The sequence below is a fragment of the Psychrobacter immobilis genome, assembly GCF_904846235.1.
In the GTDB taxonomy this organism is placed as follows: domain Bacteria; phylum Pseudomonadota; class Gammaproteobacteria; order Pseudomonadales; family Moraxellaceae; genus Psychrobacter; species Psychrobacter immobilis_C.
Genome location: NZ_CAJGZN010000010.1, coordinates 95906 through 109452 on the forward strand (window position 1 = coordinate 95906; position 13547 = coordinate 109452).

Consider the following 13547-nt stretch of genomic DNA (forward strand, 5'->3'; position numbering starts at 1 on the left):
TTCTTCTAATTGCTGTGTGATAATAACATAAGGGCACAGCGCACAAAGTGCAAGTTTGCTAAAACAAACACAGGTATCATTAGAATCAAAGAATAAATAGCTTTGGAATATAAGTGCGAAAAATTATGTGTATTTTATAGAATTTAGGCAATACAGTTAGCCATATTTTGCCACTCGTGTTTCGCTAACCAGCTGTTTTCTTACGCAAAGTGTCTACTGATTTACTTTCTTACACGCTTTCTTGATAAGACTGTCGCCACTGCACCTATGTATTTGTTATTATAAGAAGTTATGCCAAGTGTAGTAGGAGCCAAGCGATAACGGTTGTTTAAAGGCTCTATGATCGGCACATGCCAAACAAACACTTCGCTCGGTACATTTATGTCAACACTTTATGTCAGCATGATTAGGCTTAGTCATGCATTGGCGACCATTTAGTATTAATAACAAGGCAGATCTTACGTGATATCAGCACCGCTTATTGAGTATTTAAAAAAGGGAATGTTTACCCTCCTTGGGTTAATACTGGCCGTTTATTTGTTTGTCATTTTGATGACTTATACAGGCAACGATCCTAGCTGGTCGCACATCAGTAGTGATATGACCACGATTAATAACATGGGCGGCGAGGCAGGCGCATGGTTATCCGATTTGCTTTATAGTTTTTTTGGGTTTGGTGCTTGGTGGTTTTTGGCATTTGTGGTTTATGAATCTATCTTGATTTGGTGGGAAAACAAGCCAACGTTTTGGCTCATGCGATTGGTCGCTTATGTGTTTTTACTATTAAGTACTAGCGCATTATTTGCACAATTGGTCTCTTTAGTCCAACAAGTCACGAACCCTGACGCAATCGGTCTCGAAGGCGTCGCTGGTGGTATCATCGGGCTAGAATTGCAGGCGCGTTTGGCACAGCTACTATCGCAGTGGGGGAGTGTGGTTTTCTTAGCAGTATTCGTTGTGATTACCGCTACGTTTGCCTTTAATATCCATTGGATGACGATATATCAAAAGGTTCGTGCGCTGTCGTGGCTTGGTTCAGGTGTAAAAAGTCAGGATGCTATCGACGCTACTGAACCGAGCATTGCATCACAAGATGATAGCCAAAACTTAGATGAGTCGGTAGATAAAAAAGTAGAGCATGAGCAGCTACCACTTGAGTTACAGTCTGCGGAAAATACTAGCGGTACTCAAGACGTCAGCAGTAGTGGACGTTTCGGTAGTGTCTTGTCAGACTTTTTGGCAACATCAGGATTGGCAGATAGTGTCAAAGCCTCTGTCATCGCAGCAAAAGCAGCGGCAACACCTAGTAATGTCAAAAATGAGCAGGCAAATACCGATATAGGCTCGATTAATAACTCTACTGATAATACGTTTAATAGTACAGTCCAGCCATTAGCCTCAAACTTGACTGCACCTGTTACTCGCAAAGTTGAGCCAAGCTTTGCGTGGAATGATGCCAGTACGGTCGATGATTTACTTGCAAGTGAGCAGATGGCTTACAGTGCTAATGGCATGGACAGCTCGGCTATGCCTATACCCAACTATTCCCAAACGGGTACTAGTACCACAGCATCGTTAGAGAAAGCAGTACCTGCTACTGCAGTAACTACCACGACGGAAGCGGTTGCTCAACCAGATATAAATGATAAAGAATCACTAGCTCAGTCATTACCTGATGAGTCAGTGCACAGCGATTTGGCCAGTCAGCCAGTCATTGAACCTGTTGATCCTAAAATTTCTACAACACATGAGACTGCGGAAGTGGATAAGTTGGCAGAAGCATGGTTGGCAGAGCATGCTGATATATCAGAACCTACAGAATCTGTTGTAGAAACGTCTGAAGACTCTAAGCCTATTCAGGAAACCGTAGCAGCTGAGCCAATAGTACCAGAGAAGACTCTAGAACCTGTCGTAGAAGAGCCTATTAGTTTTGCCCAGGATTTAACCAATCAACTGTCTGATACGCCTGTAGAGTTGCCACAGACTAATAATGCGTCAATAGTCTCTGAGCCTGAAGTCGCTCCGGTAACAGTAGAGACTGAGCCTGCATTGCCAGATGTGTTAGACGCTTCAGACATGACACCAACTAATACGCCTCCTGCCAATCCAAAAGCAGCGCCAACGGTGGAAGTGACTAGCCCAGTCTCAAATGTACAGCCTGAGCCGAAAGCGTCCGTGCAACCATCTGTTAGCTTTGCTGTCCCAGAGGGCGATAGCAGCAACCATATCACTGATATGATGCCAGATGACGATAGTGATGACGATACTAATGTACCGGTCATGCCGCATATTAGTGATGACGCAGCCTTCAGTCAAAAGTCGCGCTCGATGCAAACGGTAGCTTATCGCAGCAGTCTAACGCCCATTCCAGAAGTCTCTATATTGGATAAGCCCGATCCTGATCGCAAGCCTAGCTATACTGTGGCTGAGCTTGAAAAGCTGTCTGAATTGCTAGAAATTAAGCTACAAGAATTTAACGTAAAAGCCTCTGTGGTTAATGCTATCCCTGGCCCTGTCGTCACCCGTTTCGAAGTAGAGTTGGCTGCTGGTGTGAAGGCTAGTAAAGTCACAGGTATCTCGCGTGATTTAGCGCGTTCATTATCGATGGCCTCTTTACGTGTGGTAGAAGTGATTCCGGGTAAACCGTATATCGGTATCGAAGTGCCTAACAAGAAACGTGAAATGGTACGCTTGATTGAACTGCTCAATACAGAAACGTTCAAAGACCCGAAAGCGCAGATTAGCATGGCAATGGGTAAAGATATCGGTGGTAACCCAATCATTACCGACCTTGCACGTGCGCCGCATATGCTAGTCGCTGGTACTACTGGCTCTGGTAAATCAGTATTGGTCAACTCGATGCTACTATCGATGCTACTCAAATATACGCCCAATGAGCTTCGTCTTATTTTGATTGATCCAAAGCAGCTTGAGCTTGCTAACTATAATGATATTCCGCATTTGCTAACGCCAGTAGTCACCGATATGACGGAAGCGGCTAGTAGCTTGTCATGGTGTGTGGCCGAGATGGAACGTCGCTATCAGCTAATGAGCTTGCTAAAGGTTCGTAAGCTCAATGAGTTTAATAAGAAGGTCATCGCGGCGGAGAAATCAGGCAATCCAATGCTCGATCCTCTATGGCGACCGAATGACAGCGTAAGTATTAGCCAAGCCCCAAAGCTTAAAACCTTACCCATGATTGTCATTGTCGCGGATGAGTTCGCCGATATGATTATGCAAGTCGGTAAACAAGCCGAAGAGCTCATCACACGTTTGGCGCAAAAATCGCGTGCTGCAGGTATTCATTTAATGCTAGCGACTCAGCGTCCGTCCGTCGATGTCATTACGGGTCTGATCAAAGCCAACATCCCAGTACGAGCAGCGCTGCGTGTTAACTCAAAAGTCGATTCGCGTACCATCTTGGACAGTGGCGGTGCAGAAGACATGCTCGGTAACGGTGATATGTTGTTTTTAGGTCCAGGACAGATTGAGCCGGATCGTGTCCACGGTGCTTATGTCAGTGATGAAGAGGTTAACCGTGTCTGTGATGCTTGGCGTGAGCGCGGCGCACCTGACTATATTGATAATATGGCAGGGAATTTTGAGTTGTCTAGTCCTGGTGGTGGTAGTGCAGGTAACGCCTCTGGTGAAGATGATGACCTCTACAATGATGCCGTTGCTTTTATTATGGAAACGCGCAAAGTATCAGCGTCTAGTATCCAGCGTAAATTTAGTATCGGCTATAACCGTGCGGCTCGTATTGTCGACTCCATGGAGGAGGCGGGACTGGTCAGCTCAATGGGCAAAAGTGGCAAGCGTGAGCTGTTGATGTGATGAACAGTGAATTTGATTGAGTGATAAAAAGCGAGTTACAGTAAGTAGCTCGCTTTTTTTATGAGCGTTTGTAGCACCGTCATGCTATTTGCAAAACTGACATCATAAATTGGCACAGTGATAGGCATTAGCGTCAAGCATATATTCATGGTCTGGTATGACGTGAACACAGCAGTATCGATAAGAGGGTTACTTGTTGCGCTACCAAACCGATATACTGAGTGGAATGGTGAATAACTCAAGAACAAGGAAGCTCGATTATGTTTAAAGAATACACTCAATATGATGCAATAGCGCTAGCAGCATTGGTCAATGCAGGTGACGTCAGCGCCAAAGAGTTATTGGATGCTGCCGTCTATCAAGCCAATAAACTCAATCCCAAACTCAATGCCATCATCCATCGTTTCGATGAGCGTGCCTATCATGCGGCAGAGCAAGGTCTGCCAACGGGTGTGTTTACTGGCGTGCCTTATTTACTTAAGGACTTATCATTTGGCTTTGAAGGTGAGCCTATAACAATGGGCAGTCGTAGTGTCAATATCGTATCAGAAAACGACAGCGAAATTGTCAAACGTATGAAAGCCACAGGGGTCAATACTTTTGGTAAAACCAATACCCCTGAGTTTGGATTGATTATTACCACCGAACCAAAAGCTCATGGTGCCACTCATAACCCTTTCAAAAAAGGCTATAGCTCTGGCGGCTCCTCAGGGGGTAGTGCAGCGGCAGTGGCAAGTGGTATTGTACCAATGGCCGGTGCCGGTGATGGTGGCGGCTCGATACGTTTCCCTGCTGCTTGGTGCGGTACATTTGGCTTAAAACCAAGTCGTGGTCGCAATCCCATGGGCCCGACAGTTGGTGAAGGCTGGGAGGGTGCTGTTGCTGATCATGTGATTACGCGATCAGTGCGCGATAGTGCGGCGATGCTAGATGCCACTAGTGGAGCAGAGATTGGTGCCCCTTACGTTATTGCTCCGCCAGACGGTACGTTTCTGCAAGCGGCAATGCGTGCACCGCGAAAGCTAAAAATTGCTTTGCATCAGCAGCCTTTGATAGCCAATACGACAGTGGACAAAGAGGTGCTGGCGGTACTTGAGCAAACGGCTAAGCAATTAGAGTCTATGGGTCATGAAGTAGTACCAGCCGAGCCAAACATCAATATCGATCAGTTTTGGCATGACTTCATCGTTGTAGTTTGCGCGCATACTGCTTTTACGATTGATAATCTCGAGCGTGATTTTGGTGCTGATCATATTAAAAACCTAGAGCCACAAACCTATAATATGGCACTGCTTGGGCGCTCACTGTCAGCGGTTGATTTGGCACATGCTAAACATGGCTGGCATCATAGCCAGTATCAGACGGGGCTATTGCTAGAAGACTACGATATGATTTTATGCCCGACTGTGCCCACGCCTGCGGTAAAGCATGGTGTGCTACCGCCCAGTCGTATGGATGAGATGATGATGCGTAGCGCCGAGGTGCTTAACAAGGGCTTTAATATGGGTAGACATGCCTTTAGCTCAGGCATGATAGAAAAGCTTAGTGCCCCTGTATTAGGTAAGATGGGTTTTACGTTATTGGGTAATGTTACGGGGTTACCCGCGATGTCAGTACCCGTTGGTATGAGCAAAAAGGGTCTGCCAATTGGTATGCAGTTAATCGGGCGTATGAATGATGAAGCGACATTATTCAGTGTGGCGGGCGAGATGGAGCGTGCCGGTTTATTTACCAAACACGCTTTTGAGAAGTAGGGTTAAACTTTAGTGTTCGCATTAGTCGCATTCAATCAAAGCGATAGATGTCCATACCCAAACTATGATGGGCCATACTTTGATGAACGACAGAGACGCGCTGACCAGTACCTAATGCAAAAAACAGCGGTAGCAAGTGCTCATCACTTGGATGAATGTCCTTGTAGTCTGGGTACTGCTGCCAATCGAGCGCCGTGGGAATGTCTATTTTGAGCTGCTGTAACAACCACTGCTTAAATGCTTTAGCTGCTTGATCGATGCTGTCAGCTTCCCAGCGCAATGCTTGCAAATTGTGCGTAATGTTACCTGAGCCAATGACGAGGATTTGCTCATCACGTAGATGTGCCAATTGTGCACCTAACTGATAGCAGGCAATACTGTCGTAATGCTGCGGCAGTGATATCTGTACGATAGGCACATCGGCTTCTGGATACAAATGTCTGAGCGGCGCCCACACACCATGATCACAGGCACGCACTGGATTGACACTACAAGTGATACCACGTGCGGTCAGCTGCTGAGCAAGTGTCTCAGCCAGCGCTGGTTGGCCTGTAGCAGGATACTGAATGTCGTAAAGTTCAGGCGAAAATCCTGAAAAGTCATGCCATGTCTTTGGCTGTGGATTGCTGCTAATCTCTAGCTTTGCTGACTGCCAATGCGCTGACATAATGACGATGGCACGTGGCTTAGGTAAGTTTTGACCGATACGTGCCAGTGCACTGGTCGTCGCAGACTGCTCAATTGCAAGCGTAGGCGCGCCATGCGAGATAAAGAGCGCTGGTAGCTTAGATGTATTTGTCGCTACATCAGACGTATTTTCCCATGCGGCAGCCGCTGTGATAGGCGTCTGCACACTATGATGATCATCACGTTGATGAGATGGCTTAGAGGCGTTGGGTGTCGCACGTTTTGGATATTTCATGTTGCATTTATTAGGGCGTGCGCCAGTTTTTCAATCTACTTTAGGGTCAATGTTTTAAATCAAAAAAAATAGCTTAGGGTGTGTTCCCATTTTTAAAATGAGGACACACCCTAGTGTTTTGTTTAATTACCACGGTGATAAGGATGGTTATTATTGATACTCATCGCGCGATACAATTGCTCCATAAGTACGACGCGTACTAGCGGATGCGGCAATGTCAGTGCTGATAGTGATAATTTTGCATCAGCCTTTGCCAATACTTCTGGCGACACTCCATCTGCACCGCCGATGACCAAGGCAATATCATCGCCTTGTAGCATGCCATCAGAGAGCTTATCAGCCAGTCCTTCGGTCGAAATCATCTTGCCTTTAACATCTAGTACCCATAATTGCTCGCGGCTTGATGCATTATGAGCGGCTAATATAGCCTGACCTTCTTGCTCACGGTACTGTGCCAAATTAGCATCTGAAGGATTTTTTGCCCGCTTGGCTGCCGCAATCTCGACAATTTCTGTGCTTAGCATTGGTTGAATGCGTTTGTAATATTCGTCAAAACCCGTCTGTACCCAGCTAGGCATTTTATTGCCAACGGTCAAAATTCTTACTTTCATAATACTTACATCTCGATAATTGAATTCAAGCTTACTAGGGTGTGTTCTTAATAGTTGTATCGCTCGTTCTTCATTGTCTGCAATTTACATCAGAGGATTAATCGTCTCTGATACGTTGCTACTTGCGCTTTGATCGTCCGCTTGGCTTGGCTTTGGAATGACAGTCAATTTTGCATCAGACTCAAAAACAATAGCTTCGACATCATCAAAACTATTAATCCCTTCAGAACGCATGGCACATTCGATTTCTTGACGCGTCAAGCGCTCATCACGCATGGCGTCTGGCAAAAACTGCCCTTGATAAAAAACGATACGCGGCTCTGATAAAATAAAGTTACTAAATTGCGGTGAAACGGACGCATATTTGGTCACCACAAATTGTAATAGGTACAGCACTAAAATCGACGACACCCCTTCGACAAATGGTATGTCTTTGAGCAAAATTGTACTGGCACCCAGCGAGCCGATCATGACCGTAACGATCCAATCGAAGTTATTGAGCTGTGACGTTGAGCGTTTGCCAGAGATTTTGGTAACTGTCACGATCAACACATAAACCATAACAGTCGTCAAAACAATACGACCAAGCTTGTCTATGTTGTCAAAAAAGATCATGTCCATAATGTTCGCTCCTATTATAAAGGTAAAACAAGTCATCGCTAAAATTTTACTTACTAGGGCGCGTCTTACTTTGTCTCATTTTTAGTACTATTCTTAAAATAATGACACGCCTTAAACTTAGCCTAACGGATTTTACGCATTAGCAGGGGAAAACTTTGTAGCACCTTGTAGATGATGGTTTGTACTTACGTTGATTTGCGTATAGGGTCTAATAATCGATTGATAGACCATAGACTGATTCGCGCACTGACTAGAGTAAGGACCAGCATCAGCATTAGTGATGAAAGTAGGGGCAGTGGACGCTGCATCGCCATCTCAAACAGTACCTCACGGCTTATCGTATCAAACAGCCAAAACCAGATGGCTGAAAAATAAATGACCGTCAGCATCCAGACAATCACAACCCCACCAAACATCAATTTATTAATCTCATCTCGCGCTAATGCTCGCTTCTGATGTTTGATAAATTTACTGACAGCGATATAAGCACCTACAATAATAGAAACCACCATGACCAGTTGGGGATTGAGCGCAAGTTTGGTCTGTATCATCATAAATATGGTACTGGCAAGCGTGTATCCAATCGCAAAAAAACCAACATATCGAGCCAGTTTAGGCTGCACTTGTACAAGTGTCTGGGGTTTGTTAAGACTGGTTGTCTGGCGTGACATAAGCTAACCTTGATAAAGGTAAAAAATAGAGTATTGATAACAAATCGACTTAAAGCGTTAATTAAAATATCAACGCTGTGCCGTCCAGTCGAGCATAGCATCTAACACAGGTCTTGCGGCATAAGGATTTAATGCTTGATCAGTATTGATTATGCCGACGACAACGTAATCCTGTCCTGACAGTCCTTTGACATAACCTGCCATTGAGGTGACGTTATTTAACGTGCCAGTTTTTATCCATGCACGACCAGTAGCTACAGATTCAGGCAAGCGATCGCTATGGGCGGCAATAGTGCCACTAACCCCAGCGATACCTAACGAGTCGACGTAAGCATCGAAGTTTGGCTGACTATAAGCATACGTCAGTAGCTCGCTTAGGTTGGCTGCGGTGATAGTACACTCGCGGCAAAGCCCTGAGCCATTGGTCAAATGTGGCGGCGGCGTACTGAGATTGGTTTGCCACCATTGATTGATGGTTTGTAAGGCTGCAGGGTAATCTGTTGTAGCAGGTTTACCAAACTGATATAAGCTATCAGCCTTTTTGCCACTAGATTTATCAGCCGCTACTTTATTATCCATCTCATTACTAGCTTTGACTTCATTACTAGCTTTGACTTCATGACTGCTTGGACTAGTCGCAGTTGTGCTAGCAGGTGTTGAATGAGTCAGCCTTTCTTTATCATAAGCGCCTATAGATAATGCCAATTGCTCAGCCATGACATTGTTTGAGAAGTGGTTAATGTCATGGATCTGCTCCGTTAAATTCAATGACGGATAGCTGACCATAGGTAGAGGCGACATCGCGATAGCTGTAAGTCCGTGCGCTCGTTTTGTCGCCTTGGTCATATCGTAAGGGGTTTCTTGTGAGATCACCTGCCCACTCAAAGTATTCCCCAACGCTTGCCATTTGGCAGCGATGACGTGTGCCGCAAACTCTTTGGCATTGGGATACGCCACGTAAAAAACATGCTCACCGCAGCTATCTGGCAGACTGGCATTTAATATGAGCTGCGTGTTTTGCCACTGCGGCGCTAGGCTATAGCTTGCTTGCCCACAACTGGCTGCACGGGTATTGATTGTAGCAGGCAGCTGATAGTTGGCTAACCGCGGCTTGTAGGTCACACTTGCTTGACCATTATTTTGAGGGTAAGTTTTGATACCAATGGTGCTAAAGTTAACCAAAAACCCATCAGGGCTAGCGTTATAAGGGCGTAGAGGTGAGTTATCAAAGGCGGCAGGATCTTTACTAACATTGTTAAAAACTGTGCTGTCGATGATGATGTCACCATCGATATGACGAATACCGGATGCTTGCACTTTATACAGTAACTGCTTCAAGCGTTCGTGGGTCATTTTCGGGTCGCCACTTCCTTGAATAATCAAGTCACCATGTAGACGGTTGCCGATGACAATACCTGTGTGATACACCCGTGTATGCCACACAAAATCTGCCCCTAGAGTGTCCAAAGCGATAAAGCTAGGCACGAGTTTCATGGTGCTGGCAGGCGTACGAGGGATGTCAGACTGGTGATCTAGCAAAGGCGAAAATGAAATCTTTATAGAGGCTTTACTATTGCTCTCAGTATCTTGAGCTTTGGCATTCTGATCAAGCGTATGCCGAGATTCATCAGGGATAACCGTTGGAATGCTCTCTACGCTCTGATAAGTATAAGGGTCATCGGTATAAGCATGTATTTTTTGCTCGTGCTTCTCAATGGTGCGCTGCTCTATGGTAATTAACGCGCTCTGATGGCTCGGATCGCTGCTACTTGTATCCGTAGAGGCGTTCGTAACTGGATGCTCAGATACTATAGTAGTTGCAGATTGGCTGTCAGATTCATCATTATCAATGACTTGAACAGGAGTAGGCAGACGGCTGGCAGCCTTGTCACCCACAGGGGTAATCACGATACTGATATCCGCTTCTGTTAGATCGGCACGTGCCAAGGCTTTTTGAATGGCTGCTGGCAACACGGCTTGTGCATGTATTGGCGCTACTATAACTGCTGCCAATAACGCTAACCTAGATAGACGTTTACTAGGTTGGTTCAGCGGTCGCAAATGACGACAAAGCGTATCAATTTTGGTTGCAGCAGTAGAGTAATGACGGCGTTTAGAAGGGTATCGCATGAGCATCTTTCATCAGGTGGCAAAAACAGCCTATGGTAACATGAGTTGCTGTTTTCGCGCACGATGCCAGCAGCACAATTTTAGGGTGTGTCATCAATCTGAACAATAAAATTTAAATGGGCTAAAAATGGCTAAATCTTTGCCAAACTGCGTCAAGTAGCTGGCTAATATCTCGATATTATCTGTACTCCTTTCCTTGTTTGACTACCATTTACTTCATTTTTATCACCATTTTCAAAATGAGGACACGCCCTAGCGATAATGACGCCCTTATTTAGATAACTAACTCTAACTATAGATTGAACTGAGAGCATGACTTGCTGCTAACGCACATGTAAAAAAGCCATCGCCGTCATAACAGCATCGTTATAAGCATCATGCGCGCCCAGTTCAGGAATATTGTAATGGGCTAATATGCGAGTCAGATGTTGGGCTTGGCCAGAAAGCCCTTGTGTGTGACCACTGATACGCCGACTGTACAAATGCCGCAAATCTATGACTTCGTTTGGTAGCGAGGTTCCCATATAGCGTTTGACCAATGGATTCAAAAAAGCCATGTCTAGCTGTGTGCAGAATCCAACGATTGGTCGATTATTTATGAATGGTAGTAGTAGTGCCAACATGTCATCGTAACTCATGCCATGTTCAACGTCGGCGGTACGCAAGCCATGAATGACAATAGTGTCGCGGTCTGGCATCACAGGAGGTCTGCAAACCAAATGCATACCATTACCCGTGTCGATGGTATTGCCATTAATATGTATCGCTGCCACAGACAGCAGGTGATGCTTTTTAGGGTTCAGTCCTGTCATTTCGCAATCAATCGCCACCCACTTCTCAGCCGAAGGTGTTGTAAACATTGAGGCAAGCTCTGGACGCTGTAATTGCGTCTTTTGCCAAGCGCAAGATAACTGCTGTAACCAGCTCATATTAATCGCTCATCTATATATGTCATTTTTGTATTTATAAAATTTCTCTATTTATGAAGTCTCTATATTAAGACTGCCACATTTATGCGATTTCTAGTTGATAGTGTTGACGCAATTGATTCTTAAAGCTTTTGACCACGGCCAGACACTCTTTGAGTAGGTCCCGTTCAAGCGCAGTCAAAGTCGTTGGATCCACTTGCCGTGCATGCTTATCATCGGTTGAGAGCGCCACAGATAAGCGCTGCGCCATAAAAAACTCTAGCGCTTCTAGCAGCGTATCGGCGCGCTCTTGGGTCATAGCATCAACCTGTACTAGAGCCTTTAAACGCGCCTTGGTACTAGGCACATCGAGCACATTGTTTTCTAATGCTAAAGTGCGGATACCATGAACTAAGGGAAAGATACCGGCTTTTTTTAGGTCGATATCGGACGATGCTGATTTGCCGCCTAGTAAAGGGACAAACTTTTGCCACCATTGATTAACATCGCCAAACTGTAGCGCTGCCCGCGCAAACTGCCTGACAAACATAGGATCTGCTTGTTGATGAGCAAGCTTTAAATGCTGACGTACTTGAGTAAGCAGTGACTCATCGCCACAGACGTATTCAGCATCTAATATCGCAGACAAGTAAATACCATGCATTGGATCTGAATTTCTAAACCATAGGTTAATTTGTGCAGTGAATGGCTTGAGCGGTTGTCGCCACATAGGATTGGTCATCATAATATTACCATCACACAGTGGGTAGCCAAGCGTTGCTAAATGGCTATTAAAAGTATCAGAAAACTGTGCCAAATCAGAGTGTGTATAGCCATCGCGAATGATGAGCGCATTGTCTTGATCGGTACGCATGATTTGCTCACCGCGCCCTTCTGAACCCATAACGATAAGGCAGGTATTGGCCATCACTTCATCAGGTACGATTAGCTGCCATAGCTTGGTAAATACCTGCGCATTTAGCGTCTGTACCATACGACTGATATTGCCGATTTTGACACCATTGTGATGCTGTGCTCGAATATAGCGCCCGATCAGCTCAACAGCGGTATCTAGGCTCGATAAGTCTTGTGCCTGTTCGATTTGAATACTAATCAGCTGTGAATGATGGCCTATGTGAGCGAGCATATCGCTTTGCCCAAGCACACCGACGACATCGCCACTCTTATCAATGACTGGCAGTCTATGAATACGATAGCGAGTCATGGTCAGCAGCGCATCGCCAATCTCATCACTGGCTTTAATGGTTCGCAGATTAAAATTAGCATAGCGCTGGCAAGGAGTAATAGCTGGATCTTGTCTGTCACTCACCGCGCGGCAGATATCAGTATCGGTCAAAATCCCTAAAAGTAATCTTGTCTCATGTTGCGCTGTTTGTGAGCCACTTAAGTCATGTAACGGTCTGACCAGTACATGTTTTAATCCAGCTTTGGTCATGATGCGGGCCGCTTCGTACAAGCTATCATTGGCATCGACGATATGCACTGGCAATAGATGAACATCTATCACTGGTTGCAGCATGATTTGCTGTACTTCTTGTTGGTTGGTATAGCTGGCAGGATCTAGCGTTTTATTATGACGTCGTTGGCGCAATGCTTTTAATCGTTCAGGCAGTTTGTCTGATAGCATTTGCCGTACCAAATGATTTTGTGCACTGATTTTATCAATAGCGGTGCCAGCGACTTGGAGCAGTAACGTCTCTTCATTGGCGCGGAATTGATAGGGCTGTATGGCCGTACTTTCAGGCTCTAACTGATTGTCCTTGGTAAGTGATTCAGGCAGGCGGCGACTATCAAACCAATCATTATTATTCAGACCGTCAGCGTGATTGCTACCTACATAGGACGCGACAAATTCACCATCTAGTGATTGCTCAATCTGTCCTTTGATGACCACATATAGACATTGTAATTCTTCTGCAGGCAAGCTTTCATTTTTGGCAAGATAGCGTATCTGGGTGTTTTTTCTAATGCTTTGACGCTCGGCTAAGCTCAATACATCAAAGGGCGGTTGGCTAAAATCAAGATGGGGCATGGCATCATCCTTGATGGCATATTTTCGGCAGAGACTTTACTAT

9 protein-coding genes are annotated in these 13547 nt (G+C 45.3%); 2 read left to right on the forward strand and 7 right to left on the reverse strand.

The window, feature by feature from the left end; translation table 11 throughout:
- The first annotated feature begins 462 nt into the window (after window positions 1-462).
- Together JMX07_RS08475 and JMX07_RS08480 are read left to right on the forward strand one after the other, a co-directional pair.
- Window positions 463-3834 (forward strand): DNA translocase FtsK 4TM domain-containing protein, encoded by a 3372-nt coding sequence (locus tag JMX07_RS08475; protein ID WP_201607401.1) that lies wholly within the window; start codon window positions 463-465, stop codon window positions 3832-3834.
- A 260-nt stretch (window positions 3835-4094) separates the two neighbouring features.
- Window positions 4095-5588: an amidase gene (locus JMX07_RS08480; RefSeq protein WP_201607403.1), complete on the forward strand. Its 1494-nt coding sequence runs from the start codon at window positions 4095-4097 to the stop codon at window positions 5586-5588.
- A gap of 31 nt (window positions 5589-5619) precedes the next feature.
- Here the strand turns inward: JMX07_RS08480 and JMX07_RS08485 are convergent, their stop codons facing one another.
- The 7 genes from JMX07_RS08485 to JMX07_RS08515 all read right to left on the reverse strand — a co-directional run bounded on the left by JMX07_RS08485 (window position 5620) and on the right by JMX07_RS08515 (window position 13504).
- Entirely contained in the window at window positions 5620-6510 is an 891-nt protein-coding gene (locus JMX07_RS08485; protein ID WP_201607405.1) for a DODA-type extradiol aromatic ring-opening family dioxygenase, read from the reverse strand.
- Window positions 6511-6632: 122 nt separating this feature from the next.
- Window positions 6633-7121, reverse strand: coding sequence for a 23S rRNA (pseudouridine(1915)-N(3))-methyltransferase RlmH (gene rlmH / locus JMX07_RS08490; protein WP_101204969.1), 489 nt, complete (start codon window positions 7119-7121; stop codon window positions 6633-6635).
- An 84-nt stretch (window positions 7122-7205) separates the two neighbouring features.
- Window positions 7206-7742, reverse strand: coding sequence for a DUF421 domain-containing protein (locus JMX07_RS08495; RefSeq protein WP_201607407.1), 537 nt, complete (start codon window positions 7740-7742; stop codon window positions 7206-7208).
- 185 nt (window positions 7743-7927) lie between these two features.
- Window positions 7928-8413: an ABZJ_00895 family protein gene (locus JMX07_RS08500; RefSeq protein WP_057758504.1), complete on the reverse strand. Its 486-nt coding sequence runs from the start codon at window positions 8411-8413 to the stop codon at window positions 7928-7930.
- A 69-nt stretch (window positions 8414-8482) separates the two neighbouring features.
- The gene (locus tag JMX07_RS08505) at window positions 8483-10543 is read right to left on the reverse strand and encodes a D-alanyl-D-alanine carboxypeptidase/D-alanyl-D-alanine-endopeptidase (protein WP_227684728.1); all 2061 of its coding nucleotides are present in this window, start codon (window positions 10541-10543) and stop codon (window positions 8483-8485) included.
- Window positions 10544-10866: 323 nt separating this feature from the next.
- Entirely contained in the window at window positions 10867-11472 is a 606-nt protein-coding gene (locus JMX07_RS08510; RefSeq protein ID WP_201607409.1) for a 3'-5' exonuclease, read from the reverse strand.
- Between the two features lie 82 nt (window positions 11473-11554).
- Window positions 11555-13504 (reverse strand): DUF294 nucleotidyltransferase-like domain-containing protein, encoded by a 1950-nt coding sequence (locus JMX07_RS08515; RefSeq protein WP_201607412.1) that lies wholly within the window; start codon window positions 13502-13504, stop codon window positions 11555-11557.
- Window positions 13505-13547: the final 43 nt, after the last annotated feature.

Coding starts and splice junctions, on each gene's coding strand:
- JMX07_RS08480 (WP_201607403.1), top strand. CDS start 4,095: ATGTTTAAAGAATACACTCAATATGATGCAATAGCGCTAGCAGCATTG.
- JMX07_RS08485 (WP_201607405.1), bottom strand. CDS start 6,510: ATGAAATATCCAAAACGTGCGACACCCAACGCCTCTAAGCCATCTCAT.
- rlmH (WP_101204969.1), bottom strand. CDS start 7,121: ATGAAAGTAAGAATTTTGACCGTTGGCAATAAAATGCCTAGCTGGGTA.
- JMX07_RS08495 (WP_201607407.1), bottom strand. CDS start 7,742: ATGGACATGATCTTTTTTGACAACATAGACAAGCTTGGTCGTATTGTT.
- JMX07_RS08500 (WP_057758504.1), bottom strand. CDS start 8,413: ATGTCACGCCAGACAACCAGTCTTAACAAACCCCAGACACTTGTACAA.
- JMX07_RS08505 (WP_227684728.1), bottom strand. CDS start 10,543: ATGCGATACCCTTCTAAACGCCGTCATTACTCTACTGCTGCAACCAAA.
- JMX07_RS08510 (WP_201607409.1), bottom strand. CDS start 11,472: ATGAGCTGGTTACAGCAGTTATCTTGCGCTTGGCAAAAGACGCAATTA.
- JMX07_RS08515 (WP_201607412.1), bottom strand. CDS start 13,504: ATGCCCCATCTTGATTTTAGCCAACCGCCCTTTGATGTATTGAGCTTA.